The organism is Pseudomonas frederiksbergensis, assembly GCF_017114915.1.
GTDB lineage: Bacteria > Pseudomonadota > Gammaproteobacteria > Pseudomonadales > Pseudomonadaceae > Aquipseudomonas > Aquipseudomonas frederiksbergensis_I.
Genome location: NZ_JAAUOE010000015.1, coordinates 44,034 through 69,715, shown reverse-complemented (window position 1 = coordinate 69,715; position 25,682 = coordinate 44,034). Strand labels below are relative to the sequence as shown.

Sequence of the window (25,682 nt, the reverse complement as noted above, 5' to 3'; positions counted from 1 at the left end):
ATGGAAACCCGAGCCCATCACGTATTGATCGGCCTGTTCACCGTCATCGTGGTAACAGGCGCCCTGCTCTTCGGTCTGTGGCTGGCCAAGTCCAGCGTCGACACCGAATTCAAGGATTACGAAATCGTCTTCAACGAGGCGGTCAGCGGTTTGTCCAACGGCAGTGCCGTGCAGTACAGCGGGATCAAGGTCGGCGACGTAGTGATGCTGCGCCTGGACCCGAACGACCCGCGCCGGGTGTTGGCGCGGATCCGCCTGGGCGGAGACACGCCGATCAAGGAAGACACCCAGGCCAAACTGGCGCTGACCGGGATCACCGGCACCTCGATCATCCAGCTCAGTGGCGGCACGCCGCAAAGTCCGACGCTCAAGGGCAAGGATGGAAATTTGCCGACCATCGTCGCATCGCCCTCGCCCATCGCCCAATTGCTGAGCGACAGTAACGATCTGATGGCGGGCGTGAACGTGTTGATGCACAACGCTAATCAGATGTTTTCGTCGGAGAACGTCGAGCGCATCAGCAAGACCCTTGTGCATCTGGAGCAAACCACCGGCACCATCGCCGACCAGCGCAGCGACATTGGTCAAGCCATGCAGCAATTGGCGTCGATCGGGAAACAGGCCTCCGCCACACTTGAACAAACCGCTGCGCTGATGCGCAACGCCAATGGCCTGCTCAACGATCAGGGCAAGCAGATGTTCGGCAGTGCCGAACAAGCCATGAAGTCCCTGGAACAGAGCAGCGCGACGATCAACACACTGCTCACCACCAATCAGGATTCCCTCAACAACGGCATGCAGGGCCTCAATGGCCTGGCACCGGCGGTGCGTGAGTTGCGCGATACCTTGAGTTCGCTGCGCACCATTTCCCAGCGGCTTGAAGCCAACCCCAGTGGTTACCTGCTGGGCAGTGACAAGAACAAGGAGTTCACGCCATGAAGCTGATCCCGTTAGCCTTGGCTGCCGGTTTTGCACTGACCAGTGCTTGCTCGATTCTGCCCAAGTCCGAGCCATCGGATGTGTACCGGTTGCCCTCGGCCCAGAGCGGCGCACCGGCCAATCACAGCACGACGCTGCACTGGTCGTTGCGACTGGCCAAGCCGCAGACCAGCGAAGCCTTGAACAACCCGAAGATCGCCGTGATCCCCCAGGGCGACCTGATCAGCAGCTACAAGGCTTCCCGCTGGAGCGACCCGGCGCCGGTGCTGTTGCGCAATCGTCTGCTCGATGGTTTCCAGCGTGACGGTCGGGTGCCGTTGCTCAGCACTGACGACAGCAATCTCCAGGCGGACCTGGAGCTGGGCGGCAACCTGCAAGCGTTCCAGACGGAATATCAGGGCACGTCGGCGAGTGTGGTCGTGCGGCTGGATGCCTTGCTGGTGCGTGGATATGACCAGCGCATCCTCGCCAGTCGGCGCTTTGAAGTGCGTCAGCCATTGAGCGATGTGAAGGTGCCGGCGGTTGTCGCCGGTTTTGGCCAGGCCAGCGACCAGTTGACGGCGCAGGTGGTGGCCTGGACGGTGGAGCAAGGTCAGAAAGTCGCGCCGAAGAGACCCTGAAGCCACCGCTGACCTCTGTAGGAGCGAGCTTGCTCGCGAAGGCGGTATGACAGTCGATTTAAATGCTGACTGACACACACCGCGTTCGCAAGCAAGCTCGCTCCTACAGGGGTTCTTGGTCTAGCCGAAGAACCAGTAGCAAACCCCGATGGCCCCCAGCACCCCGCCAAGCTCCGCCAGCAGCGCGCAACCCACCGCATGCCGCGCGCGCTGGATGCCCACGGAGCCGAAGTACACCGCCAGTACATAGAAGGTCGTTTCGGTACTGCCCTGGATCGTCGCCGCCACCAGCGCCGGGAAGCTGTCTACCCCCTCGGTCTTCATGGTTTCGATCAGCATGGCCCGGGCGGCACTGCCGGAAAACGGTTTGACCAGGGCCGTCGGCAGCGCATCGACGAAGCGCGTGTCCCAACCGGCCCATTCCACCAGATGGCGAATCCCGTCCAGACCGAAGTCCAGCGCCCCGGACGCCCGCAGTACCCCCACGGCGCAGAGCATCGCCACCAAATACGGCAGCAGGTTCTTGGCAACGTCGAAACCTTCTTTGGCACCTTCGACGAATGCCTCGTAGACCTTCACCTTGCGTAACGCGCCGATGATCAGAAACAGCATGATCAAGCCGAACAGTGTCACGTTGCCGAGGACCGATGACAGGCTCGCCAGCGCGGTCGCCGAGAGCGTTGCCAGCAGCGCCATGAAGCCGCCGAGGGCGAGGGCACCGGGAATCAGATAGGCCAGCACCACCGGGTCCCAGACGCGCAGGCGTTGCATGAACGCCACGGTCAGGAAGCCGACCATGGTCGAGCAACTGGTGGCAAGCAGAATCGGCAGGAACACCAGCGTCGGATCGGGCGCGCCTTGCTGGGCGCGGTACATGAAGATCGTCACTGGCAGCAGGGTCAGGGAGGAGGCGTTGAGCACCAGGAAGAGGATCTGCGCGTTACTGGCGATCGTGTCGCTGGGATTGAGCTCTTGCAGCGCCTTCATGGCTTTAAGGCCGATGGGCGTGGCGGCGTTGTCCAGGCCCAGGCCATTGGCGGCGAAGTTGAGGGTGATCAGACCGATGGCCGGATGCCCGGCCGGCACTTCCGGCATCAGGCGCAGGAACAGCGGGCCCAGCGCCTTGGCCAGCCACTCGACGATCCCGGCCTTCTCGGCGATCCGCAGAAAGCCCAGCCAGAGGGTAAGGGTGCCGAACAGCAGGACCATGACCTCGACCGACAGTTTGGCCATGGCGAAAATGCTTTCCACCATCGCCGCCCAGATCCCGGCATTACCGCCGATCAGCCACTGCGCCAGCGCCGATACGGCTGCCACGATGAAGAAGCCAAGCCACAGGCCGTTAAGCATCAGTCAAATCCCCCGGAAGATGCGGCGAATGATAGCGGGGTAGTCAGAAACGACAAACCCCGGATTTCTCCGGGGTTTGTTTGGGGCTCTTGTGGGAGCTGGCTTGTGTGGTGAGCCACAAGCCCCCACAGGGTTGTGCATTAGTTGCTGGAAATCTCGCCAACCGGCAGCTTTTCCTTGCTGCGCCAGTGCGGCAGGGAGTTCCAGTAGCGCTGGCCCTTGGCGTCGTCGTACATGCCTTCCCAGCGCGCGATGACCAGCACGGCGAGGGCGTTGCCGATCACGTTCAGCGCGGTACGGGCCATGTCCATGATGCGGTCGACACCGGCGATGAACGCCAGGCCTTCCAGCGGAATACCGACGCTGCCCAGGGTGGCCAGCAGGACCACGAAGGACACGCCCGGTACACCGGCGATACCTTTTGAGGTAACCATCAACGTCAGCACCAGCAGCAGTTGCTGGCTGATGGACAAGTCGATGCCGTAAAGCTGGGCAATGAAGATCGCCGCGATGCTCTGGTACAAGGTCGAACCGTCGAGGTTGAACGAGTAGCCGGTCGGCACCACGAAGCTGCAAATGGCTTTCGGCGCGCCGTAGGCTTCCATTTTCTCGATCACGCGCGGCAGCACGGTTTCGGAGCTGGCGGTGGAGTAGGCCAGTACCAGCTCATCCTTGAAGATGCGCATCAGCTTGATCACCGAGAAACCGAACAGGCGAGCGATCAGGCCCAACACCACGAAGGCAAAGAAGGCGACGGCGAAGTAAACCAGGACGACCAGTTTGGCCAGCGGCAGCAGGGAGGCGAAGCCGAAGTTGGCCACGGTCACCGCGATCAGTGCGAACACGCCGATCGGGGCGTAGTTCATGATCATGTGGGTGACTTTGAACATGCTTTCCGACACGCCCTGGAACATCTTCACCAGCGGTTCGCGCAGGTCCGATTGCAGGCTCGACAGACCGAGACCGAACAACACGGAGAAGAAGATGATCGGCAGCATCTCGCCGCGGGCCATGGCCGCAAAGATGTTCGACGGGATCAGGTTGAGGATGGTCTGGATGAATGCGTGTTCATGCTGAACCTCGGCGGCAGTGGCCTTGTACTTGGAAATATCCACCGTACCCAGGGTGCTCATGTCGATGCCGCTGCCCGGATGGACCACGTTGGCCAGCACCAGACCGACCAGAATGGCGATGGTGGTGACGATCTCGAAGTAGATGATGGTCTTGAGACCGATACGCCCGAGTTTTTTCGCATCCCCAACGCCAGCGATGCCGACGATCAGCGAGGAAATCACGATCGGGATCACAATCATCTTGATCAGACGGATAAAGATATCGCCTGCCGGTTGCAGAACGTTGCTGATCCACCAGGCTTTTTCGGCACTGAAGTGGTTGAGCAGTGCACCTATTGCTATCCCCAGAACCAGACCGATGAGGATCTGCCAGGCGAGGCTAAGCTTTGCCTTCTTCATATCTTTATCCCTTACTTGCGTTTGACTCAGGCTGATGCATGAACTGGAACGCTCAGTGGCGAAAAAGTTTTGCATCGGCCCCCGTATAAGGTCCCCGCGAGCGAGCATTTACGGCTCTCAGGCAGCGAAAAAAGGCGCAACTATTCCGATGCCGGGGAGCGCCGTCTAATGCCGTAAGCGCCTACCCTATGCCGAATCGGCATGAGATCTTTTAACTGAAACCCGCGTCCCAACCGGTTCGAATACGACATTTCGGCAAGCATAAGTGCCGTGAACCGGCCATTTCAGCGCAGGTTGATGGTTTTTGAACAGATGAAAACTTAGGAAAAAGCCTACGCTTGACTGCGATTTTTCTTCTCGTGAAAGTCAGAGCTTTCTCGATATACGGTCACGAAGAAACACCGCGAAATGGTTTGCGGGGGAATATGAAGCAAGAGCAGATGAGCAGAATGCTCTAGATCAATGTTTTGCACATTGAAGCTCTCCGCAAGTCCGTCGTGCCGCTGGGGGTCGACGAACTTGCGTCGCAGCTTTACCTGACCCGGCCCTTGCGCGGGTACTCCCTGTACCCGTAGGTCACTCCGACCCTGAAGCGGTCAGAACATCCCGACCCCTTGGTCATGCGTCTACCGTCCTCGGGTAGCGCTGTGGAAAGAAGCGCTGGGCCTCTTTCGTGTCTTCGAAACGCTGATAGTTAACCTGGACCGCGACGGCCAAAGAAGAAGGAAGCAATGAACATCACCAGGAATACGACAAAGAGAATCTTGGCGATACCCGTGGCGGTGCCCGCGATACCACCAAAGCCCAATACTGCAGCGATGATGGCAATGATCAGGAATGTGATTGCCCAGCTCAACATGGTGATTCTCCTTACGCGTCTGTTTAAAGATTTCGCTTGTGATGCCTTTCCCGGCGCGTCGAGCGCACCAGTTTCGTTTGCTTAAAACACCCAACGCTCCTGAGCAGGCGTCTCATCCACAGGTTGGGTCTGGTCGACATCCATCATTCGAATCGCGGCGCTGTCAGTCAGGTTGTCACCCAAAGCGCTGAAGTGGGTTTGGGGGGCGTGTGGAATCGACTGGTGCACAGGTTCTGGCTGCTGACTCTGTTCCCAACGCATGAGCTGCTGGCCACCGACCAAGGTGATCAGCAGCGCCAGCAGGGCAAACAAGCCTTGCTGGATATGCAGTGACGAGATACGCAATCGGGCGGCACCTTGGCGATTCATCCTGGAGCTCCTCCCATACTGGTCGTGATCCTGGGCGGGCGCTGGTTCTATTGATGGCCCGTTCATTTAGACCCGTTGCAGCCTGCATGCCAGTTTTTTATCAGTAAAAATATTATTAAAAACAATAAGTTACCGAGATGGTGAAAATCGTTTTGGACGCATCCTGCACGATGATCCCTCCGCGATCGTGCGCAATGCACGATGAGTTCACCGGCCACTTTCAATATTTTTGAATTGAGGGGAGGGCGCAGATGTCAGAAAGGGACGCAGGCAATTGCCGAAAGAATGGTCTATTAATAAAAAATCAAATAAATCAGCGAATTAGTAGGGTTCTTAGCAGATAGCTTCCCTCTTGTGGCTGGAATCGACCAGAATCAATCATGCAACTTGCCCGATTTCTCCCGGGATTAACCAAAGTCATCAACTCAAGGAGCGCAGGAACATGGAATCAGCCGCTGAGCATCAAGGCCGTATTCTGCTGGTGGACGATGAGTCCGCCATCCTTCGAACCTTTCGCTATTGCCTTGAAGACGAAGGCTACAGCGTGGCCACTGCGACCAGCGCTGCTCAGGCCGAAGCCTTGTTGCAGCGTCAGGTGTTCGATCTGTGCTTCCTCGATTTACGCCTGGGTGAAGACAACGGCCTCGATGTGTTGGCCCAGATGCGTATTCAGGCGCCCTGGATGCGGGTAGTGATCGTCACCGCTCACTCGGCCGTGGACACTGCCGTCGACGCGATTCAGGCCGGTGCCGCCGACTACCTGGTCAAACCTTGCAGCCCCGACCAGCTGCGTCTGGCTACCGCCAAGCAACTGGAAGTGCGGCAACTCTCGGCGCGCCTGGAAGCCCTCGAAGGGGAAGTGCGTAAACCCAAGGAGGGTCTGGATTCCCATAGCCCGGCCATGAAAGTGGTGCTTGAAACCGCGCGCCAGGTCGCCAGTACAGACGCAAATATTCTGATTCTCGGAGAGTCCGGCACCGGTAAAGGTGAGCTGGCACAGGCCATTCACGGTTGGAGCAAACGCCAGAAGAAATCCTGCATCACCATCAATTGCCCCTCCCTGACAGCAGAATTAATGGACAGCGAACTCTTCGGCCACAGCCGTGGCGCGTTCACCGGTGCCAGCGAAAACACTTTGGGTCGTGTCAATCAGGCCGACGGCGGAACGTTGTTTCTCGACGAAATCGGCGATTTTCCTTTGACCTTGCAGCCCAAGTTGCTGCGTTTTATCCAGGATAAAGAATACGAGCGCGTAGGTGACCCGGTGACCCGTCGCGCCGATGTACGAATCCTCGCAGCCACCAACCTCAACCTTGAAGACATGGTCCGAGACGGCCGTTTTCGTGAAGACTTGCTCTATCGGCTGAACGTCATCACCTTGCACCTGCCACCGCTTCGCGAACGCAGGGAGGACATTCTGAACCTGGCCGAGCGTTTCCTGGCGCGCTTCGTCAAGGAGTACTCGCGTCCGGCCCGATGTTTCAGCGATGAGGCCCTCGAAGCGCTGCTCAGTTATCGCTGGCCCGGCAATATCCGCGAGCTGCGTAATGTGGTGGAGCGCGCGAGCATTATCTGTCCGCAGGAGCGGGTTGAGATCAGTCACCTGGGCATGGCTGAAACCCCGACCGCCAGCGCGCCGCGCATTGGCGCTGCGTTGAGCCTGGATGAGCTTGAGAAAGCCCACATCGGTGCGGTCCTCGCTACCGCCGACACACTGGATCAGGCGGCCAAGACCCTGGGTATCGACGCCTCGACCCTGTACCGCAAACGCAAACAGTACAACCTGTGAGCCGTACCCGATGAAACTGGCGATGACGTTGCGCACCCGGCTGTTTCTGAGTATTTCCGCGCTGATTACGGTGGCGCTGCTCGGGCTCCTGCTCGGGCTGGTCAGCGTGATGCAGATGGCAGGGACGCAGGAGGCGCTGATCCGTGACAATTTCGTCAGGCTGGACCTGGAGTTGAAACTGCGCCAGACCCTGGGCGATCAACTGATCATCATGCTCGGTGAAAAACCTGATACGGCGGCATTCGAGGCATCCAGGCAGCATTACCTCGAGTTGCTTGACGAAGGCATTGCTCACGAGCCGTCCAGCGAGGGTACCGAGTACGGTTTCAGAAGGGCCAAGGCTGATTATCTGAGCTTTCTGCAGGCCATCGATCTTTCCCGCGATCCGGCGCAGGTAATGCGCGGCAGCGGGGATCTTACGGAAAAATTCAACGTGTTGCGTAACGGTTTGATCGCCGAACAGAAGCGCGCGCTGGATAGGGTCAACGAGACCGAACGCCTGGCCCGGGAACGGGCACTGCTGATTGCCGGCCTGCTTGGGCTGGTCGGGGTGGGGGTGCTGTTCATCGGGTTCCTTACCGCCCATGGGATCGCTCGGCGTTTCGGGGCTCCGATCGAGGCGCTGGCCGCGGCGGCTGACAAAATTGGTCAGGGCAATTTCGAAGTGACCCTGCCGATTTCCTCGGCGGTGGAAATGAACCGGCTGACCCGGCGTTTCGGGGTCATGGCCGAGGCCCTGCGTGAACACCAGGCGACCAATATCGATGAGCTGCTCGCTGGCCAGCAGCGGCTGCAAGCGGTGCTCGACAGTATCGACGACGGTTTGCTGATCATCGATCGCCAAGGTCATCTCGAGCACCTCAACCCGGTGGCTCAGCGTCAGCTGGGCTGGGACACCGATCGTCTCGGCCAAGGGCTGGGCACGGCACTTGAGCGTCCCGAACTGGATAAACAGCTGCAACTGGTGCTGCGCGGCGGCACGCTGGAACGAGCGCCGGACGACTTGAGCATCGAGGTCGATGGGGAGTTGCGACTGTTGGCGTTCAGCCTGACGCCGGTCAGCCATACCCAGGGGCATATTCTCGGCGCCGTGATGGTGTTGCATGACGTCACGGAGCAGCGTGCCTTCGAACGGGTGCGCAGCGAGTTCGTCTTGCGTGCTTCCCATGAGTTGCGCACGCCGGTCACCGGGATGCACATGGCCTTCGGCCTGTTTCGCGAGCGGACGCATTTTGCCGAGGACTCCCGCGAAGCCGACCTGCTGGACACCGTGAATGAAGAAATGCAGCGCTTGATGCAGTTGATCAACGACCTGCTGAACTTCTCTCGCTATCAGAATGGCCTGCAAAAACTCACGCTGGCGCCATGCTCCATCGAGGATTTGCTGGAGCAGGCCCAGATACGTTTTGCCGGCCCGGCGCAGGAGAAGGGTATTGAGCTGCGGATCGAAGTGCAGGGTCCGTTGCCGCGGCTGCAAGCCGATCAGGCGCAACTGGAACGGGTACTCGACAACTTGATCGATAACGCCTTGCGCCATACCTCCCGCGACGGACTGATACGTTTACAGGCCCGGCGCCATGGGGAGCGGATGATTATCAGTGTCGAGGACAATGGCGAAGGCATTGCCTACGGCCAGCAAGGACGGATCTTCGAGCCCTTTGTTCAGGTCGGCCGCAAGAAGGGCGGGGCCGGGCTCGGTCTGGCGTTGTGCAAGGAAATCGTGCAACTGCACGGCGGGCGGATGGGTGTTTACTCGCGGCCGGGGCAGGGTACGCAGTTCTACATGGCGCTGACGATCTAAGCCGCCGCCATTTCAGGCATCGTCATTCAGGCGCCGCGTCGCCTGTCGGCGGCCACGGGTAATCAATTCGATGAATTGCACAGCGCTCAATGCGTGGGCGAACAGCCAGCCCTGACCGTACTTCACCCCTTCGCTGCTCAGAAACTCCGCCTGGGATTCATGTTCGATGCCTTCTGCAATCACCTTGAGTTGCAGGGCCTGGGCCATGCGAATGATATGTGGTGCCACGCCGCTGCTGGCGGCGTCATGGCCCAGTGCGTCGATAAACGCCTTGTCTATCTTCAGGCAGTCCACCGGTAGGGTTTGCAGGTAGGCGAGACTGCAATAGCCAGTGCCAAAGTCATCGATCAGCACCTGATGCCCGACATCGCGCAGGGCTTGCAGGTTGTCTCTGGCCACCAACACATCCACCAGGCCGCGCTCGGTCACCTCAAAGGCAATCTGCCTGGCCGCCACCCGGTGCAAGCTCAGCAGGCGTGCAATCACCTGGCCGATACGCGGCACCATGACGTCGCAGGCCGCGAGGTTGACCGAGATGTACAGCTGCGGATTGGCGCGCAACAGTTGCCCGAGCTGTTCCAGCAGTCGCTGCAATACAAAGTCAGTCATCTGGCGGATCTGGCCGGTGTTTTCCGCCATCGGAATGAACAGGTCGGGGCTGGTCAGGGTGCCATCCGGCCTTCGCCAGCGCAGCAAGGCCTCGGCACCGACACAGTTGCGGCTGTCGAGGTCGAAGATCGGTTGATACAATACCTGCAACTCGCCTCGCTGTATGGCGCCGTGCAGTTCGGCGTCCAGCGATTGACGCTGGCGCACCAGCAGGAACACCAGAATGCCTACGCTGGCGCTCAGTGCCAGACTGGCCGGCAGAAGCCACCACCATACCGCTGGTACATGCATCCCGGTGCGCGGTGTGATCAGTACCAGTTGGTAATCAGGGGTGTTGGTCGCCATTCGGTAAATCAGGCGGGTAGGGGTGACTTGCAGCGCATCGCGGTTTTTCGGAGGCCAGGGTTCCGTCGGGGGCCAGGCCTGCGTGACACCGAGCACGGGAATTGCCCGGCTGTCGTGGTCGAGTACCACCAACAGGCTGCTTCCCGGCGACAGATCAACCATGTCGGTCAAGTGTCCGCGGGACGTCGCCACCCGGAAATTGCCACGCCCCAGCATCAGTGCGGCGCGGTTCTCATCGGGCTCGGTGGTGGTGTTCAGCCAATAGCTGTAGGTGGGGCCCTTGATGTCCGGCGGCCGGATCAGCGATAGGCCTTCCTGGCGGGGGCGGTTGGAGCAGATGCGTGAAGCATCCATGTAAGCGGCTTCGTAAACGAAGCGGTAATTGAAGCTGACCTGCTGCAAGGTGGCGATCATTTCATCATCGCAGCCTCGCAGCGGTTGGGCTTCCAGGTCATCGAGGCTTTCGCGCAGTTGTCCGAACAGCTGCTCCAGGCGGACCAGGAAGCGCTCCCCCTGAGCGTTCATTTCCTGGCTTTCGTTGTCCTCGACCTGATGCATCGCCACGAACAGACTGCCGGTCATCAGCAGTGTGGCACTCAAGGCAGCCGCCAGCGTCGCCAAAAACCAAGGGCGATAAAACCAGCTACGCAGTCTCTCTCGAGCAGCCGTCATCATGGAATATCCGAAGGATTACCAATGAGTTATAGCTGCTGATTGGGAAAAAGCCCTGACCGTCGGGCGGGCGTCATTATTTTGTCTGGTTCAACACCTGCAGAAGCGCTGCGGTTTGTGCGTCCGGCGTACCGTCGAAACGGGAAGGGCGAAAATGCAGCTGAAAGGCCGCCAGTACATTACGTGTCTCTACATCCAGTTCGCCTGTTTGCGGCGTGGCATAGCCCAAGCGGGCAAGCTGCCCCTGAAACCAACTGATGCTGGGTAATTGCACGGCGAACTGCGCTTGCTGCCGCGCCACGACCTGCTCGTCTGGCCAGATCCCCAGGCCTTCGGCAGCCAGGCGTTTCCAGGGGAACAGCGGGCCGGGGTCGAGCTTGCGCATGGGGGCGATGTCGCTATGGCCGATGATGTGGCGAGGGCTGATGCCTTGTCGCTTGCTGATGTCCTTGAGCAGGAAGATCAACGACTGAACCTGGGCTTCGCTGTAGGGATACCAGAGGCGCCCGGTCGGGGTGTCCTGGAAGCCCGGATTGACGATTTCGATGCCAATGGAACTGGAGTTCAGCCAGGTCCGGCCTTGCCATTCGCTTTCGCCTGCGTGCCAGGCCCGGAGATTTTCATCCATCAGCTTATAAATAGTGGCGCGTTTGTCGTCGCCAATCAGGTAATGGCTGCTGACCTCGCCATGGGTCAGCAATTGCAGCGAATCCTCCAGAGATGCGGAGGTGTAATGCATCACTACGAACTGGACACGACTGTCGTGATTGGCGGAAGGGTGGCTGGTGTCAATCCGGGGACCGCTGGCGCAACCGGCTAATAGAAGCAGTGACGCAATAAGAGCAAAAAATTTCATGGCAGGAGGCAATGCACGCGAGAAAATAATGCAACAGTGTAACGTATTGCCTTGCGCGCCGACGGCCAAAGCGTCCCCTTTAAACAAAATGGAACAATTGCCTGTCAGTTCAGTTCTACCCGGTTGCGGCCGGAATTTTTCGCACGATATAGCGCCTCATCGGCTCTTTTAAGCACAAGATCGCTATGTTCTCCTGGTCTGAATGCAGTCAGTCCCATTGAAATGGTGATGGTGACTCGCTCGCCCTTGAAGTGGAACGGGCAGGCTTCGATCGATGCGCGCAAGGTTTCCAGCAGTTTCGCGCCGACCATAGGCGCCGTGGCCGGCATCAACAGCACAAACTCCTCACCGCCGAACCTGGCAATGAAATCCGTCCCGCGCAGACGTTTGCGCAGCACGCTGGCGATAATTTTCAGCACCTTGTCGCCCGCCAGATGGCCGTAGTTATCGTTGATGCGCTTGAAGTGATCGAGGTCCAGCATTGCCAATAACAAGGTATTGCCACGTTGTTGCCATTGGCCGATTTCGTGCTCCAGGCGTTCGCTCCAGGCCGCTCGATTCGGCAGGCCGGTCAATGGATCGATCAAGGCCTTCTGGCGCTGCTCTTCGAGATGCTCGCGGTAACCCAGCGCTTCCTGTTCCATATGGGCAACCCGTTCGGCCAGGCTTTGCAGACGAGCCGCTACTTCCTGCTCACGCTCGTCGCGCTGCTTCTGGTGCTGGTCCATAGTGCCAAGCAGGCCTTCGAGATGGTTTTCCAGCACGAGCTTGAGATCATCAAGATCCGCCGCCTCCTGCATGCTGCTCTGCAGGCCGTCGACTTGCTCGCGAATCTGTGTGTCCATCTCCCGCGCGGCAGAGCGGTTGTCGGCGTGGCCTTCGCTGGCTGCTTGCAGATTGCTCTGGAATGACTCGAGTCGCTCGTTAAGTTGCTGCAGATAGGCTTCGAATTCGTGCTGGCCGCTGTCGGTGATCGCCAGCATCAATGTTGCCAGATCGTCGAGGATTGGTAGCAATTCATACCAATTCAAGCCGTTTTGAAGGCGATTGCGCATTGCTTCGGCTTGCGGACGATAGCGCTCGGGCAGTGTCAGGTCGTCGAGGAGCCCCAGCAGTGTGTCTTCGATGTGCTGGGCGACAGAGCTGTAGGACGGTTCCGGTGAGTCCGGCAGGGCATACACAATATCGTGCCCGGACGGCTCCGGATCGATGGCTTGCGGGGTCAGTTCATCGGGGTTGATTGGTGATGGAGCCTGAGTGGCCGGTAGAGCGATCGATGGAACCGGTTTTTTTGGTTGTTCGATGCTCGATCGGGTTGGAGATTCTGGGGCCGGGCTGCTCGTGGTTTCTGGATCAAGGACGGGCGTGACTGCAGGTGCCAGCGCCATTGTGGGTGGTGCCTGAATTTCCAGTGGCTCAGGGAGGGTGGCAGCGGGCAGGGCGGCTTCTATTGGTCGCACCACATGCGGATTATCGGCAGCTGACGCGAGATTGCCCGTTGCTTGTGGGGGCTTGGTCGGCGGTGCTGCAACCGGTTCGACAGGTTGCCGGGCAGGCATTTGCACTTTGCAAGCCGCGATCTGCGGCGCGAGCCCATCCACGTCCTTACCGAACAGGCGATGCAGCAAACCCGGTCGACCCGGCTCTACAGGATTCTCCAGCAGGCTCAAGGCTTTGCCTTGCAAGCCGCTCAGTTCGCTGAGCAGCAACGGGATTTCGCGAGCCTGGCTTACGCGCCCGTCCAGCTGTTTGGCGAATTTTTTCAGTGGCCGGCTCACTTCCCGGGGCAGCGGCAATGCTTGCAACTGAGCGACCAGCGCCGTCAGTGCGGCGCTGACTTGATCGACCCGGGTTTCCCGGCGTTGCTCGGAGTCGAGCACCGCTTTTTCCAGGCGCGGCAGCAAGGCGGCCAGACCGGCGTCCATGTTATCGGTACGTACGACTTCGCGCATTTCCTTCATGCATTGGTCAACGGCGCGATCGGTGCCTTCTGCGGCCAAGGTGCTGCGCACCAGCCCGCGACGCAGCAGGTCGAGCCGGGCGTCCCATCGACGTTCGAGCTTTTCCTGCTGTTCGATGCTTTTGAGGTATTTCTCTTTCCAGCGCTGTGCTTCGTCGCTCATTCAGGCAGGACTCAACGCGGGCAATACATCGGCCGTGAGCGAACCCGGCAGACGAATTTCTACCGCGACCGGCAGGTGATCGGAAATGGGTTGTGCCAGCACCTCGACTTTTTCAAGGGTCAGAGTGGGGCTGAGCAGAATATGGTCCAGGCAACGCTGTGGGCGCCAGCTGGGGAAGGTGGCTTCCAGTTGCGGCGCCAGCAGGCCCAAATCACGCAACGGGGAATTTTGCAGCAGGTCACTGGCATGGGTATTCATGTCGCCCATCAACACCTGGTGTTTATAGCCGCCGATCAACTCGCGGATATAGGCCAGTTGCATGCTGCGGGCCCGAGCACCCAGCGCCAGGTGCATCATCACCACCACGAGCGCCTCCGGACCTTCGCCGAAGCGCACCAGAATGGCCCCGCGCCCCTTGGGCCCCGGCAGCGGATGATCCTCGATCGCCCACGGGCGCAGGCGGCTGAGCACGCCATTGCTGTGCTGGCCGAGACGACCGAGATTGCGATTGAGTTGTTGATACCAGTAAGGGAAGGCGCCGAGTTGCGCCAGGTGTTCAACCTGATTGACGTAGCCTGATCGCAAGCTGCCGCCATCGGCTTCCTGCAAGGCGACCAGATCGAAGTCGCCCAGCAGATTACCGATTTTTTGCAGATTGTCGGCACGCCCGGTGTGTGGCAGCAGATGCTGCCAGCCGCGGGTCAGATAGTGCCGATATCGCTCGGTACTGATGCCGACCTGGATATTGAAACTGAGCAAACGCAGACGGCTGTCCACGGGGAGCCCCGTCGATTCCAGATGATGCTCGTTGACCCGCGGGTGATGCAGACCAACGATGCGTTCAGTTCCCCAGCGGCGCATGACGGTTGCCGCGCTTAGTTGGCAACGGCCTTGGTTGCCGCTCGCTCTTTGGCGACCAGTTGGTCGGCCAGTTTCAGCGCTTGTTCGGCACCGCCGGCAGAGCCGATGTCAAAACGATACTTGCCGTTGACGATCATGGTCGGCACGCCGGAGATTTCATATTTCTTTGCAAGCTCTTTGGCTTTGTTGATCTGGCCCTTGATGGCGAAGGAGTCGAAGGTGGCCAGGAATTTTTCCTTGTCGACGCCTTGGGTCGCCAGGAAGTCCGCCATGTCATCTTTATCAGTCAGTTTCTTGTGTTCTTTCTGGATCGCGTTGAACACCGCGGCGTGAACCTTGCTCTCGACACCCATGGCTTCAAGCGTCAGGAACATCTGGCCGTGTGCATCCCAAGGGCCGCCAAACATGGCCGGAATACGCACGAAATTCACGTCGGAAGGCAGTTTTTCAACCCATGGGTTAATGACGGGTTCAAAGGCATAGCAGTGCGGGCAGCCGTACCAGAACAGCTCCACGACTTCGATCTTGCCAGGCACGGCCACCGGGACCGGATTGCTCAGTTCGACGTAGGGCGCTTCAGGTTTTTCGGCGGCTTGGGCAGTCATGCCGAACAGGCTGGCAGCGACGAGTGCGGCGCTGATGATCAGATTACGCATGCTTTACTCCTGGACAATTTGGGCGCCTCGCGCGACCTGCTTTCAGACAGATTCCGGCGGGCTTGAGTGCTGTAGTGTAACGGCAGCGGCCACAAAAAAGGGCAGCCAAAGCTACCCTTTTTATGTTTGCATCGACGGATTAATCGAGTGTTAACGTTGCAAGAGATGTACATCACTCACAACGCTCGATTACAGGCTTCAGTGCAAGCCTTGAATATAGCTGGAGACGGCGGCGATATCCTCGTCACTCAGCTTTTTGGCGATGCTTTGCATCGGTTTGGTATCGCCATCGTTGGTCCGGCCGCCTTCTTCCTTGCGGAATTCGGTCAGTTGCTTGGCGACATATTGAGCGTGTTGCCCGCCCAGATGCGGGAAGCCCGCTGCGGCGTTGCCGGTGCCATTAGGCGAATGGCAGCCGGTGCAGGAAGGCAGGCCCTTGGCCAGATCACCGCCACGGAACAGTGCTTCACCGCGAGCCACGACTTTAGGGTCGGCGGCACCGACGCTGCCTTTCTGGCTGGCGAAGTAGGCGGAGATATCAGCCAGGTCCTGATCGCTCAGGTTGGTCAGCAGGCCGGTCATTTCCAGTACCGTGCGTTTGCCGGACTTGATGTCGTGCAGCTGCTTGTTCAGATAACGCTCGCCCTGGCCTGCCAGTTTCGGAAAGTTAGGCGCCATGCTATTGCCATCCGGGCCATGACAGGCGCCACATACTGCGGCTTTCGCCTGACCAGCAGTCGCATCACCTGCAGCATGGGCAATGCCGGAGATCCCCACGGTCAACAGCAGACTCACGATCAATTTGTTCATCAGCTAATCCAACTACGGCTAAGGGTTAAAGAGTTATGGACCGGGTTTACTCGCTCATCCACTGGATGATGGCTCGGTAATCCTCGGCACTGCAGTCCATGCACAAACCACGCGGCGGCATCGCCTTGAAACCCTGGGTCACGTGTTGCACCAGCGTCTCCATACCTTTCGCCAACCTCGGCGTCCAAGCTTCCTGATCGCCCTTGCGAGGCGCCATGGGGAGTTGGCCGGAATGACAGGCACCACAAACACGGTTGTACACAGCTTCCGGATCCTGTGTAGCCTGAGCGCTGTAAAGCGGCATCAAGACACCGGCAGCTAGCAGCCATTTCGTCATAAAACGACCTTTTCAGGGTTGAGAGCGTGCTGCGTTCTAGTGCGCAATCAAGGTCAATCGCTCTCGTGAACTTCATCCTACGCTGGGACAAAGCGCACACAAAATCTGCGGCATTATATACTGGCGTCACTGAAACGGAAACGACACTGCTTGCCGCGTCCATTCCCGGCGCCGCCCACATCGGAAATCCCATGCAACTCAAGAATCCCATCCTCGGCCTGTGCCAACAGTCCACCTTCATGCTCAGCGCCGCCAAAGTCGACCAATGTCCCGACGACGAAGGCTTTGAAGTGGCCTTCGCCGGGCGTTCCAATGCCGGCAAGTCCAGCGCGTTGAACACCCTGACGCACGCCAGCCTGGCGCGGACCTCGAAAACACCCGGTCGCACACAGCTGTTGAACTTCTTCAAGCTAGACGATGAACGCCGTCTGGTCGACCTGCCAGGTTACGGTTACGCGAAAGTGCCGATCCCGCTGAAGATGCACTGGCAGCGTCACCTGGAAGCCTATCTGGGCGGTCGCGAGAGTTTGAAAGGTTTGATTCTGATGATGGACATCCGTCATCCAATGACCGACTTCGACCTGCTGATGCTCGACTGGGCTGTCGCCAGCGGCATGCCGATGCATATTCTGCTGACCAAGGCAGACAAGCTGACCTACGGCGCGGCGAAAAACACGCTGCTCAAGGTTCAGTCGGAAATCCGCAAGGGGTGGGGCGATACGGTCACAATCCAGCTGTTTTCGGCACCCAAGCGCATGGGGCTGGAAGACGCCTACACCGTACTGGCGGGCTGGCTGGAGTTGGCGGACAAGGGTGCTGAGGCTACCGAGTAAAGCTCCCCGGACAAATCAGCAGGCAAAAAAAACCCCGGACTTCGTATGGGGAGGGAGAAGTTCCGGGGTTCAAGTTCCGGACCGCTAGGGCGGGGTCCAGATATCTGCCAACACTTAACACAACATAGGAGCATCGAAGGGCTTCACCAGCCATTCAGTATCTCTGAGTGGCGGTTCACGGATTTAGTTCAGACTATTTTCAAAAACCATTGGAAATAATCGTCGTCATTTTCCGCTCTATGGTTCTTCGTTATTTTGTGCCGCGGCAAAGTGCCGCAGCACAACGGCTCAGTGCGCTTCATCCCAGTTGTTGCCTACGCCCACCTCGACCAGCAGCGGTACATCCAGCTGTGCGGCGCTGCTCATGTGCATGCGAATCTCCTCGCGTACCTGGTCGACCAGGTCCTCGCGCACCTCGAGCACCAATTCATCGTGCACCTGCAGAATGACTTTGGCGTCCAGGCCCGACGATGTCAGCCAGTTGTCCACCGCCACCATGGCTTTCTTGATGATGTCCGCCGCGGTGCCTTGCATCGGGGCATTGATCGCCGTGCGCTCGGCCGCTTTGCGCAGGGCCTGGTTTTTCGCGTTGATTTCCGGCAGGTACAGGCGACGACCGAAGATGGTTTCGACGAAACCTTGCTCGGCGGCCTGGGCGCGCGTGCGCTCCATGTATTCCAGAACGCCGGGATAACGGGCGAAATAACGGTCGATGTAAGCCTGGGACTGCTTGCGGTCAACGCCGATCTGCTTGGCCAGGCCAAACGCGCTCATGCCGTAGATCAGGCCGAAGTTGATGGCTTTCGCGCTACGACGCTGATCATTGGTGACCGCGGCCAGCTCGACACCAAATACCTCGGCGGCCGTGGCCCGGTGGACATCGAGGTTGTTGCGGAAGGCGTGCAGCAAGCCTTCGTCCTTGGCCAGATGCGCCATGATCCGCAGTTCGATCTGCGAGTAGTCCGCGGCCAGCAGCTTGTAGCCTTTGGGCGCGACGAATGCCTGGCGAATCCGGCGACCTTCGGCGGTACGGATCGGAATGTTCTGCAGGTTCGGGTCGATGGACGACAAACGCCCGGTGGCCGCGACGGCTTGCTGGTAAGACGTATGAATACGCCCGGTGCGAGCGTTGATCTGCTCTGGCAAACGGTCGGTGTAGGTGCTTTTGAGCTTGCTCAGCGAGCGGTATTGCATCAGCACCTTGGGCAGCGGGTAGTCCTGCTCGGCCAGCTCGGCCAACACCGCTTCGGCCGTCGAGGCCTGGCCCTTGGCGGTTTTGCTGAGTACGGGCAAACCGAGTTTTTCGTAGAGGATCACGCCCAGTTGCTTCGGCGAGCCGAGGTTGAATTCTTCCCCGGCAATGGCAAAGGCCTCACGCTCAAGGGCGACCAGTTTCTCGCCCAGCTCGACGCTCTGGATGCCCAGCAGGTTGGCGTCCACGAGGGCGCCCTGGCGCTCGATACGGGCCAGGACCGGCATCAGTGGCATTTCAATCTCGTTGAGCACTTTGACCAGGCTTGGTGTCGCGGCCAGTTTTTCCTGCAAGGCCAGATGCAGGCGGAAGGTGACATCGGCGTCTTCGGCGGCATAGGGACCTGCCAGCTCAAGGGAAATCTGGTCGAAGGTCAGCTGTTTGACGCCTTTGCCCGCAATCTCCTGGATGTCGGTCTTGCTTTGGCCCAGGTACTTGAGCGCCAGGCTGTCCATGTCGTGGCGGGTGGCCGTCGAGTCCAGTACGTAGGATTCGAGCATGGTGTCGTAGGCAATCCCCTGAACAGTAATCCCGTTGCTCTGATCGCCACCGATGGCGCAATTGGCGAGGATGTTGGTGTCGAACTTGGCGTGCTGGCCGACTTTCAGCTTATTCGGGTTTTCCAGCAGCGGTTTCAACGCCAGCAGTACGGTGTCGCGATCCAGTTGTTCCGGCACGCCCATGTAGGAGTGGGTCAGCGGAATGTAGGCCGCTTCGTTGGCCGCGACGGAAAACGACAGGCCTACCAGTTGCGAGTGTTGGGCATCGCTGCCGTTGGTTTCGGTGACGAAGGCGATCAGCGGTGCCTTGTCGAGCTTGTCCAGCCAGGCCTCGAAGCGTTTCTGGTCGAGGATGGTTTCGTATTTCGCTTCGGCGGCACCTGGCTGCTCCTGAACGACCTCGACAATGTCCTGACCCGCGCGCTTGGCATCGCGCTGGTTCTCTTCGAACCAGCTCTTGAATTCCAGCAGGGAATACAGCTCGGCGAGTTTGTCGTGATCCGGTGGCCCCATATGCAGGTCGTCGAGGCCGAAGTCCAGGGGTACGTCGATCTTGATGGTTGCCAATTGATAGGAGAGGAACGCCATTTCCTTATGTTCTTCGAGCTTGGCCGGCAGTGTTTTGGCGCCGCGGATCGGCAGGGTCGGGACAATATCGAGCTGCGCATAGAGTTCGGCCAGGCCGCCGTTCACGCCCACCAGCAGGCCGGACGCGGTTTTCGGGCCAATACCCGGAACGCCCGGAATGTTGTCGGACGAATCGCCCATCAGCGCCAGATAATCGATGATCTGCTCGGGAGCGACGCCGAATTTCTCCTTCACGCCCTCAACGTCCAGCGTGCTACCGGTCATCGTATTGACCAAGGTAATGTGACCGTCGACCAACTGCGCCATGTCCTTGTCACCGGTGGAGATAATCACCGGCCGGTCGGCGGCCGCGCTGCTGCGAGCCAGGGTGCCAATCACGTCGTCCGCTTCGACGTTGTCCACGCACAGCAACGGAAAGCCCAGGGCCTTGACGCTGGCGTGCAGCGGCTCGATCTGGACCCGCATATCGTCAGGCATGCTCGGGCGGTTGGCCTTGTATTCGGCGAACATCGCGTCGCGGAACGTCCCGCCCTTGGCGTCGAACACCACGGCGAACGGGCTGTCGGGATACTGCTTGCGCAGACTCTTGAGCATGTTCAATACGCCCTTGACCGCACCGGTCGGCAGGCCTTTGGACGTGGTCAGCGGTGGCAGCGCGTGAAAGGCGCGGTACAGGTAAGAAGAACCGTCCACCAGGACGAGGGGGGCTTGGCTCATGAGCAGGATCAACCTTTTCGGCGGGTCCGGCGCTAGAATAGCGGGACCGTTGACGACAAAGGGACAAGGTTATCATGCGCACACTAAATCGCTTGTTGCTGGCTGGCTTGTTTGCAATGACTCCTTTGGCTGTCATGGCGGCGGATGACGCGCCCTCGGCAGATCCGGATGTCACGATCCGCACCGAAGGCGATAAAACCATTCAGGAATATCGGCAGAACGGCTTTTTGTACGCCATCAAGGTGACGCCAAAGGTCGGCAAACCGTATTTCCTGGTGCGCGCTGATGGCTCGGACGGTAACTTCATTCGCTCGGATCAACCGGATATGCTGATTCCTGCGTGGGAAATCTTTAAGTGGTAAGCGGTTCTTAACTTTAATCGGCGCTTGCGTGCAGCGGCGCCCGTACTGGCAGTTTTAACCATGTCTGTGTTCACCCCCCTGGCTCGGCCCGAGCTGGAAACCTTTCTCGCCCCTTATGGGCTCGGCCGCCTGCTTGATTTCCAGGGGATCGCCGCCGGTAGCGAAAACACCAATTTCTTTATCAGCCTGGAGCAGGGCGAGTTTGTCCTGACCCTGGTCGAGCGTGGTCCGGTGCAGGAAATGCCGTTTTTCATCGAACTGCTCGACGTGCTGCACGACGCTGACCTGCCGGTGCCTTATGCCCTGCGCACCACCGATGGCGTCGCTTTGCGCGAACTGGCCGGTAAACCTGCGCTGTTGCAGCCACGTCTGGCGGGCAAGCACATCAAGGACGCCAACGCGCAGCATTGCGCTCAGGTCGGCGAGCTGCTGGCGCATCTACACCTGGCGACCCAGGCCAACATGATCAAGCGCAAAACCGATCGCGGTCTGGACTGGATGCTGGAAGAGGGCACGCAGTTTCTTTCGCACTTGAACGCCGAGCAAAGCGATTTGCTGCAACGAGCCCTGGAAGAGATCACCCAGCAGAAGACGAAAATTCTGGCGCTGCCGCGGGCCAACATCCATGCGGACCTGTTCCGTGACAATGCGATGTTCGAAGGCACGCACCTGACCGGGTTGATCGACTTCTACAACGCCTGTTCAGGGCCGATGCTCTATGACGTGGCGATTGCCTTGAACGACTGGTGTTCGGACGAGCAAGGGCAGATCGACGGCGCGCGGGCGCGGGCGTTGCTGGGCGCTTATGCCACGCTGCGACCGTTCACCGCTGCCGAAGCCGAGCTGTGGCCGACCATGCTGCGCGTGGCGTGTGTGCGGTTCTGGTTGTCGCGCTTGATTGCGGCGGAGTCTTTCGCCGGGCAGGACGTGTTGATTCACGATCCGATGGAGTTTCAGCTGCGGTTGGCGCAGCGGCAGAAGGTTGATACGCCGTTGCCTTTCGCTCTTTAAAATGTGGCGAGGGGGCTTGCCCCCTCGCCACAGGGTCTATGGGGTGCTTACAACGACTCCAGGCATCCCGCCAAATCATTACCCAATTTTTCCAGCACCTGCTCATACCCCTGAGCGGTCGCAGGCGTGTACCCGCCCAGTGCGTCCAGCTCCGCCAGTTTCACCGGTAGCCCGGCCACCAGGGTTTCTGCCAGGCGCGGGCGCAGCGGCGGTTCGCTGAACACGCAAGTTTTGCCCACTTCCTGCAAGCGCGTGCGCATCGCCGCGACGTGCTGGGCACCGGGCTGCACTTCGGCGGCGACACTGAACACGCCGGCGTGCTTGAGGCCATAGGCGTCTTCGAAGTAGTCGAAGGCTTCGTGGAACACGAAGTACGGCTTGCCGGCGATGCCCGCCAAGCGAGTTTTCAGCCGCAGGTCCAAGGCATCCAGACGCTCATTGAAGGTTTTGAGGTTGCTCTGGTAGCGCGCCGCATTGGCCGGATCGGCAGCGCTCAGGTCGGTGGCCATTTTGGCGGCGATCGCTCGGGCGTTGATCGGTGACAGCCACAAGTGAGCATCCAGGCTGCCGGGACGATGATCGTGATCATGCTCGTCGGCTTCTTCGGCGTGGGAATGGTTGTCCTCGGCAAAATGCCGCAGTTTAAGGCCAGGCAAATCCTGCACCGCAACGCTGGGTAGCGTACGACCGTTCAGCACGCGAGGCAGGAAACCTTCCATCGCCGGGCCGACCCAATACACCAGATCCACCGATTGCACCTTCCGTACGTCGGATGGGCGCAAGGCATAGTGATGAGGCGAAGCCCCGGGCGGCAGCAACACTTCCGGAATCGCTACGCCCTCCTGCACCGCAGCGGCGATCAGCTGCAGCGGCTTGATGCTGGTAAGGACTTTGACTTCGGCCTGGGCTGGACCGATCAGCAGAAAACTGGCGACAAATGCGACAAAGATAGAAAAAAGTCGGGACACGATGACCACTCGAAGAGGCGAGAACGGGTAACATAATAACGTCTCTCACCACACTCGTCGCCGCTCATGCCTAAAACACCGATCGCCAGCCGTCCCCACGACCACTCTCATTGCGTCCATAGCGCATTGTCTGAGGCCGATGCCTTGTGCGCACGTCAGGGGTTACGCCTGACCGCCTTGCGCCGGCGGGTACTGGAACTGGTGTGGCAAAGCCATAAGCCGCTGGGTGCCTACGACATTCTGGCAGTGCTCAGCGAGCAGGACGGCCGCCGCGCTGCGCCGCCGACCGTGTACCGCGCGCTGGATTTCCTGCTGGAAAACGGCCTGGTGCATCGCATCTCCTCGCTGAACGCCTTCGTCGGCTGCAATCACCCGGAACACGCCCACCAGGGGCAGTTCCTGATCTGCCGCCAATGCCACGCCGCCATCGAGCTCGAGCAGAAGTCCATCAGTGACGCGATCATTGGCAGCGCCAAGGATGTCGGATTTGTTGTCGAGGCCCAGACCGTTGAAGTCATCGGTCTCTGTTCGGGTTGCCAGGGGGCTTGATGAGCAACGCGCTGATTCGCCTTGAGCAGGTGGCCGTCACCTTTGCCGGGCAAAACGTGCTGGATAACATCGAACTGAGCGTCGAGCCGGGGCAGATCGTTACCCTGATCGGCCCCAATGGCGCCGGCAAAACCACCTTGGTGCGCGCGGTGCTCGGTCTGTTGAAACCGGACAGCGGCAGCGTCTGGCGCAAGCCGAAGTTGCGCGTCGGTTACATGCCGCAAAAACTCCATGTCGATCCGACCCTGCCGCTGTCGGTGCTGCGCTTCTTGCGTCTGGTCCCAGGCGTGGACCGCGCTCGGGCCTTGGCGGCCCTCAAGGAAGTCGGCGCCGAACAGGTCATCGATAGCCCGGTGCAAAGTGTGTCCGGTGGCGAAATGCAGCGGGTGCTGCTGGCGCGGGCATTGCTGCGCGAGCCGGAATTGCTGGTGCTCGATGAGCCGGTGCAAGGCGTCGATGTGGCCGGTCAAGCCGAACTCTATAGCCTGATCACACGCCTGCGCGACCGTCATGGCTGCGGCGTATTGATGGTTTCTCACGATCTGCATCTGGTAATGAGCACCACCGACCAGGTGGTGTGCCTGAACCGCCACGTCTGCTGCTCCGGGCATCCCGAGCAGGTCAGCGGCGACCCTGCGTTCGTCGAACTGTTCGGAAAAAACGCACAAAGCCTGGCGATTTATCACCACCATCACGACCACGCCCACGACCTGCATGGCTCGGTGGTCAGCGCGGCCCCGTCGGCCCATACCCACGTTCATGGAGATAGCTGCAAGCATGGCTGATTTTCTGCTCTTCGCCCTGCTTGCAGGCCTGGCCCTGGCGCTGGTCGCGGGCCCGCTGGGTTCGTTCGTGGTCTGGCGGCGCATGGCTTATTTCGGCGATACCCTGTCCCACGCCGCACTGCTCGGCGTGGCGCTGGGCTTTCTGCTGGATGTCAGCCCGACCGTGGCCGTCACTGTAGGCTGCTTGTTGCTGGCGGTATTGCTGGTGACGTTGCAACAACGGCAACCATTGGCGTCCGACACGCTGTTGGGAATTCTCGCACCGAGCACGCTCTCTCTGGGGCTGGTGGTACTAAGCTTCATGCATGAAGTGCGGATCGACCTGATGGCCTATCTGTTCGGCGACCTGCTGGCGATCAGCCCGACCGATCTGGCCTGGATCCTCGGCGGCAGCGCGGCGGTGCTGGTATTGCTTGTCACGCTGTGGCGACCCTTGCTGGCGATCACCGTGCATGAAGAGCTGGCCAGGGTGGAAGGTTTGCCGGTGGCGGCGTTGCGTCTGGTCCTGATGTTGCTGATCGCCGTGGTGATCGCGGTGGCGATGAAAATCGTCGGCGTGTTGCTGATTACTTCGTTACTGATTATTCCGGCGGCTGCGGCACAGCGTCACGCCCGCTCGCCGGAGCAGATGGCACTGGGCGCGAGCCTGCTGGGTATGCTCGCGGTGTGTGGCGGGCTGGCGTTGTCCTGGTTCAAGGACACCCCGGCCGGCCCGTCGATTGTGGTGGCGGCCGCTGTGCTGTTTCTGCTGAGTTTTGTCCTGCCCCATCGAGGGGTGTAGACTTGCTCGTTTTTTGCGCAAATAGAGAGTCGCAGGAATGAAGCCGTTCGCCTCCCGTTATCTGCTCCTTGTCGCATTTTCGCTGCTACTGGGCGCTTGCCAAAGCACGCCACCGGCGGCCACCGAGGCTCCCGATGCGCGGGCCACGGCTATTGCACAACTGGAACAAAGCCTGGCCAGCAGCGAGCTGGCCACCGCCGAGGATCAATTGGCGGCCTTGCAGGCCGAGTCGCCCAACGATCAATCCCTTGAGCAATACCAGCGGCAATTGGCCGAAGCCTATTTGCTGCGCAGCCAGATCGTGTTGCAAAAAGGTGATGTGAATGCCGCGGCCACTGCCCTCAGCCGTGCCCGGGTATTAATGCCCAAGGCCCCGGCGCTGACCGGTGGCGTTAACAATGCCATCGTTCATGCACGCAAGGCTGAACTGGATAAAGCCGAAGCGGCCCTCAAGGCTGCCGAAGCCAAACCGCAGGCCAAAGTGATCGACCCGACGGCTGAAAGCACGACGGTGGCATTGAACCTCACCGATATGAGCAAACTTCGTCGTCAACTTGATGCTATCGCCGCCGATGTGGTGAATTATCAGTGCGACGTGAGCATTCAGGTTCCCCGTACTCAGGACTACCCATGGTTGGCCACGTTGCTGACCAAACGGGTGAAGAAGCTGGATTCGGGGTTTGATCTGAAGCTGGAGAAACAGATTCTGCGCAATATTCCGGCGCAGATGGTTTTGAGTCCTCGCAAGCCATAAAGAAAAGATCGCAGCCTGCGGCAGCTCTGGACCGTGTAGGAGTTACCGCAGGCTGCGATCTTTTGCTTTTCTAGATGCATCTGGCCGCAATTGCCTTGGTCCCAGGTTCCTACC

General features: G+C 59.6%; 24 protein-coding genes. 11 read left to right on the top strand and 13 right to left on the bottom strand.

Going from position 1 to position 25,682, the window contains the following annotated elements; all coding sequences use genetic code 11:
• Complete coding sequence (locus tag HCU66_RS13485) at window positions 1–939, top strand: MlaD family protein (RefSeq protein ID WP_205888954.1); 939 nt, start codon at window positions 1–3, stop codon at window positions 937–939.
• Window positions 936–1,559, top strand: a complete 624-nt coding sequence (locus HCU66_RS13480; RefSeq protein ID WP_205888953.1) for an ABC-type transport auxiliary lipoprotein family protein — start codon at window positions 936–938, stop codon at window positions 1,557–1,559. Before HCU66_RS13485 ends, HCU66_RS13480 begins: the two co-directional genes overlap by 4 nt.
• Before the next feature lie 120 nt (window positions 1,560–1,679).
• On the opposite strand, the gene HCU66_RS13475 is transcribed toward HCU66_RS13480, so the two are convergent.
• The 4 genes from HCU66_RS13475 to HCU66_RS13460 all read right to left on the bottom strand — a co-directional run bounded on the left by HCU66_RS13475 (window position 1,680) and on the right by HCU66_RS13460 (window position 5,609).
• Complete coding sequence (locus tag HCU66_RS13475; RefSeq protein WP_205888952.1) at window positions 1,680–2,909, bottom strand: nucleoside recognition domain-containing protein; 1,230 nt, start codon at window positions 2,907–2,909, stop codon at window positions 1,680–1,682.
• Between the two features lie 140 nt (window positions 2,910–3,049).
• Entirely contained in the window at window positions 3,050–4,381 is a 1,332-nt protein-coding gene (gene gltP, locus HCU66_RS13470) for a glutamate/aspartate:proton symporter GltP (RefSeq protein WP_205888951.1), read from the bottom strand.
• Window positions 4,382–5,075: 694 nt separating this feature from the next.
• Window positions 5,076–5,240 (bottom strand): DUF1328 domain-containing protein, encoded by a 165-nt coding sequence (locus HCU66_RS13465; RefSeq protein ID WP_205888950.1) that lies wholly within the window; start codon window positions 5,238–5,240, stop codon window positions 5,076–5,078.
• 81 nt (window positions 5,241–5,321) lie between these two features.
• Window positions 5,322–5,609 carry a hypothetical protein gene (locus tag HCU66_RS13460; protein ID WP_205888949.1) on the bottom strand — a complete coding sequence of 96 codons (288 nt, stop codon included), beginning with the start codon at window positions 5,607–5,609 and terminating at the stop codon, window positions 5,322–5,324.
• Window positions 5,610–6,051: 442 nt separating this feature from the next.
• On the opposite strand from HCU66_RS13460, the gene algB reads away from it, so the two are divergent.
• Window positions 6,052–7,398: a sigma-54-dependent response regulator transcription factor AlgB gene (algB, locus tag HCU66_RS13455; RefSeq protein ID WP_205888948.1), complete on the top strand. Its 1,347-nt coding sequence runs from the start codon at window positions 6,052–6,054 to the stop codon at window positions 7,396–7,398.
• A gap of 10 nt (window positions 7,399–7,408) precedes the next feature.
• Window positions 7,409–9,199 carry an ATP-binding protein gene (locus HCU66_RS13450; RefSeq protein WP_205888947.1) on the top strand — a complete coding sequence of 597 codons (1,791 nt, stop codon included), beginning with the start codon at window positions 7,409–7,411 and terminating at the stop codon, window positions 9,197–9,199.
• 12 nt (window positions 9,200–9,211) lie between these two features.
• Here the strand turns inward: HCU66_RS13450 and HCU66_RS13445 are convergent, their stop codons facing one another.
• The 7 genes from HCU66_RS13445 to HCU66_RS13415 form a co-directional block, all read right to left on the bottom strand.
• Window positions 9,212–10,828 (bottom strand): EAL domain-containing protein, encoded by a 1,617-nt coding sequence (locus HCU66_RS13445; RefSeq protein ID WP_205888946.1) that lies wholly within the window; start codon window positions 10,826–10,828, stop codon window positions 9,212–9,214.
• Between the two features lie 73 nt (window positions 10,829–10,901).
• Entirely contained in the window at window positions 10,902–11,681 is a 780-nt protein-coding gene (locus HCU66_RS13440) for an N-acetylmuramoyl-L-alanine amidase (RefSeq protein ID WP_205888945.1), read from the bottom strand.
• Window positions 11,682–11,785: 104 nt separating this feature from the next.
• Window positions 11,786–13,804: a diguanylate cyclase gene (locus tag HCU66_RS13435; protein ID WP_205888944.1), complete on the bottom strand. Its 2,019-nt coding sequence runs from the start codon at window positions 13,802–13,804 to the stop codon at window positions 11,786–11,788.
• Window positions 13,805–14,665, bottom strand: a complete 861-nt coding sequence (locus HCU66_RS13430; protein ID WP_205888943.1) for an endonuclease/exonuclease/phosphatase family protein — start codon at window positions 14,663–14,665, stop codon at window positions 13,805–13,807.
• Between the two features lie 14 nt (window positions 14,666–14,679).
• On the bottom strand, window positions 14,680–15,321 hold the full coding sequence (locus HCU66_RS13425) for a thiol:disulfide interchange protein DsbA/DsbL (protein WP_205888942.1): 642 nt from the start codon (window positions 15,319–15,321) through the stop codon (window positions 14,680–14,682).
• Between the two features lie 198 nt (window positions 15,322–15,519).
• Window positions 15,520–16,131, bottom strand: coding sequence for a c-type cytochrome (locus HCU66_RS13420; protein WP_205888941.1), 612 nt, complete (start codon window positions 16,129–16,131; stop codon window positions 15,520–15,522).
• A gap of 46 nt (window positions 16,132–16,177) precedes the next feature.
• Window positions 16,178–16,468, bottom strand: coding sequence for a c-type cytochrome (locus HCU66_RS13415; RefSeq protein ID WP_003196231.1), 291 nt, complete (start codon window positions 16,466–16,468; stop codon window positions 16,178–16,180).
• Window positions 16,469–16,659: 191 nt separating this feature from the next.
• On the opposite strand from HCU66_RS13415, the gene yihA reads away from it, so the two are divergent.
• Window positions 16,660–17,301, top strand: coding sequence for a ribosome biogenesis GTP-binding protein YihA/YsxC (gene yihA / locus HCU66_RS13410; RefSeq protein ID WP_205888940.1), 642 nt, complete (start codon window positions 16,660–16,662; stop codon window positions 17,299–17,301).
• Window positions 17,302–17,589: 288 nt separating this feature from the next.
• Here the strand turns inward: yihA and polA are convergent, their stop codons facing one another.
• A complete protein-coding gene (polA, locus tag HCU66_RS13405) occupies window positions 17,590–20,358 on the bottom strand; it encodes a DNA polymerase I (RefSeq protein WP_205888939.1) in 2,769 nt (922 codons plus the stop codon).
• A 74-nt stretch (window positions 20,359–20,432) separates the two neighbouring features.
• Here polA and HCU66_RS13400 point away from each other — a divergent pair, with 74 nt between their 5' ends.
• Both HCU66_RS13400 and HCU66_RS13395 read left to right on the top strand, forming a co-directional pair.
• A complete protein-coding gene (locus HCU66_RS13400) occupies window positions 20,433–20,720 on the top strand; it encodes a DUF2782 domain-containing protein (RefSeq protein ID WP_205888938.1) in 288 nt (95 codons plus the stop codon).
• A gap of 60 nt (window positions 20,721–20,780) precedes the next feature.
• A complete protein-coding gene (locus tag HCU66_RS13395; protein ID WP_205888937.1) occupies window positions 20,781–21,731 on the top strand; it encodes a homoserine kinase in 951 nt (316 codons plus the stop codon).
• 47 nt (window positions 21,732–21,778) lie between these two features.
• Here HCU66_RS13395 and HCU66_RS13390 read toward each other — a convergent pair whose 3' ends face one another.
• The gene (locus HCU66_RS13390) at window positions 21,779–22,699 is read right to left on the bottom strand and encodes a metal ABC transporter solute-binding protein, Zn/Mn family (RefSeq protein WP_205888936.1); all 921 of its coding nucleotides are present in this window, start codon (window positions 22,697–22,699) and stop codon (window positions 21,779–21,781) included.
• A 66-nt stretch (window positions 22,700–22,765) separates the two neighbouring features.
• On the opposite strand from HCU66_RS13390, the gene zur reads away from it, so the two are divergent.
• From zur to HCU66_RS13370, 4 genes are read left to right on the top strand one after another with little or no spacing between them, the layout of a single operon-like run.
• A complete protein-coding gene (zur, locus tag HCU66_RS13385; protein ID WP_205888935.1) occupies window positions 22,766–23,248 on the top strand; it encodes a zinc uptake transcriptional repressor Zur in 483 nt (160 codons plus the stop codon).
• Complete coding sequence (znuC, locus tag HCU66_RS13380) at window positions 23,248–24,033, top strand: zinc ABC transporter ATP-binding protein ZnuC (RefSeq protein WP_162438892.1); 786 nt, start codon at window positions 23,248–23,250, stop codon at window positions 24,031–24,033. The genes zur and znuC overlap by 1 nt, the downstream gene beginning before the upstream one ends.
• The gene (gene znuB, locus HCU66_RS13375; protein ID WP_205888934.1) at window positions 24,026–24,814 is read left to right on the top strand and encodes a zinc ABC transporter permease subunit ZnuB; all 789 of its coding nucleotides are present in this window, start codon (window positions 24,026–24,028) and stop codon (window positions 24,812–24,814) included. The genes znuC and znuB overlap by 8 nt, the downstream gene beginning before the upstream one ends.
• Window positions 24,815–24,851: 37 nt before the next feature.
• On the top strand, window positions 24,852–25,568 hold the full coding sequence (locus HCU66_RS13370) for a PA5502 family lipoprotein (protein ID WP_205888933.1): 717 nt from the start codon (window positions 24,852–24,854) through the stop codon (window positions 25,566–25,568).
• Window positions 25,569–25,682 lie beyond the last annotated feature (114 nt).

Coding starts and splice junctions, on each gene's coding strand:
- HCU66_RS13485 (WP_205888954.1), top strand. CDS start 1: ATGGAAACCCGAGCCCATCACGTATTGATCGGCCTGTTCACCGTCATC.
- HCU66_RS13480 (WP_205888953.1), top strand. CDS start 936: ATGAAGCTGATCCCGTTAGCCTTGGCTGCCGGTTTTGCACTGACCAGT.
- HCU66_RS13475 (WP_205888952.1), bottom strand. CDS start 2,909: ATGCTTAACGGCCTGTGGCTTGGCTTCTTCATCGTGGCAGCCGTATCG.
- gltP (WP_205888951.1), bottom strand. CDS start 4,381: ATGAAGAAGGCAAAGCTTAGCCTCGCCTGGCAGATCCTCATCGGTCTG.
- HCU66_RS13465 (WP_205888950.1), bottom strand. CDS start 5,240: ATGTTGAGCTGGGCAATCACATTCCTGATCATTGCCATCATCGCTGCA.
- HCU66_RS13460 (WP_205888949.1), bottom strand. CDS start 5,609: ATGAATCGCCAAGGTGCCGCCCGATTGCGTATCTCGTCACTGCATATC.
- algB (WP_205888948.1), top strand. CDS start 6,052: ATGGAATCAGCCGCTGAGCATCAAGGCCGTATTCTGCTGGTGGACGAT.
- HCU66_RS13450 (WP_205888947.1), top strand. CDS start 7,409: ATGAAACTGGCGATGACGTTGCGCACCCGGCTGTTTCTGAGTATTTCC.
- HCU66_RS13445 (WP_205888946.1), bottom strand. CDS start 10,828: ATGATGACGGCTGCTCGAGAGAGACTGCGTAGCTGGTTTTATCGCCCT.
- HCU66_RS13440 (WP_205888945.1), bottom strand. CDS start 11,681: ATGAAATTTTTTGCTCTTATTGCGTCACTGCTTCTATTAGCCGGTTGC.
- HCU66_RS13435 (WP_205888944.1), bottom strand. CDS start 13,804: ATGAGCGACGAAGCACAGCGCTGGAAAGAGAAATACCTCAAAAGCATC.
- HCU66_RS13430 (WP_205888943.1), bottom strand. CDS start 14,665: ATGCGCCGCTGGGGAACTGAACGCATCGTTGGTCTGCATCACCCGCGG.
- HCU66_RS13425 (WP_205888942.1), bottom strand. CDS start 15,321: ATGCGTAATCTGATCATCAGCGCCGCACTCGTCGCTGCCAGCCTGTTC.
- HCU66_RS13420 (WP_205888941.1), bottom strand. CDS start 16,131: ATGAACAAATTGATCGTGAGTCTGCTGTTGACCGTGGGGATCTCCGGC.
- HCU66_RS13415 (WP_003196231.1), bottom strand. CDS start 16,468: ATGACGAAATGGCTGCTAGCTGCCGGTGTCTTGATGCCGCTTTACAGC.
- yihA (WP_205888940.1), top strand. CDS start 16,660: ATGCAACTCAAGAATCCCATCCTCGGCCTGTGCCAACAGTCCACCTTC.
- polA (WP_205888939.1), bottom strand. CDS start 20,358: ATGAGCCAAGCCCCCCTCGTCCTGGTGGACGGTTCTTCTTACCTGTAC.
- HCU66_RS13400 (WP_205888938.1), top strand. CDS start 20,433: ATGCGCACACTAAATCGCTTGTTGCTGGCTGGCTTGTTTGCAATGACT.
- HCU66_RS13395 (WP_205888937.1), top strand. CDS start 20,781: ATGTCTGTGTTCACCCCCCTGGCTCGGCCCGAGCTGGAAACCTTTCTC.
- zur (WP_205888935.1), top strand. CDS start 22,766: ATGCCTAAAACACCGATCGCCAGCCGTCCCCACGACCACTCTCATTGC.
- znuC (WP_162438892.1), top strand. CDS start 23,248: ATGAGCAACGCGCTGATTCGCCTTGAGCAGGTGGCCGTCACCTTTGCC.
- znuB (WP_205888934.1), top strand. CDS start 24,026: ATGGCTGATTTTCTGCTCTTCGCCCTGCTTGCAGGCCTGGCCCTGGCG.
- HCU66_RS13370 (WP_205888933.1), top strand. CDS start 24,852: ATGAAGCCGTTCGCCTCCCGTTATCTGCTCCTTGTCGCATTTTCGCTG.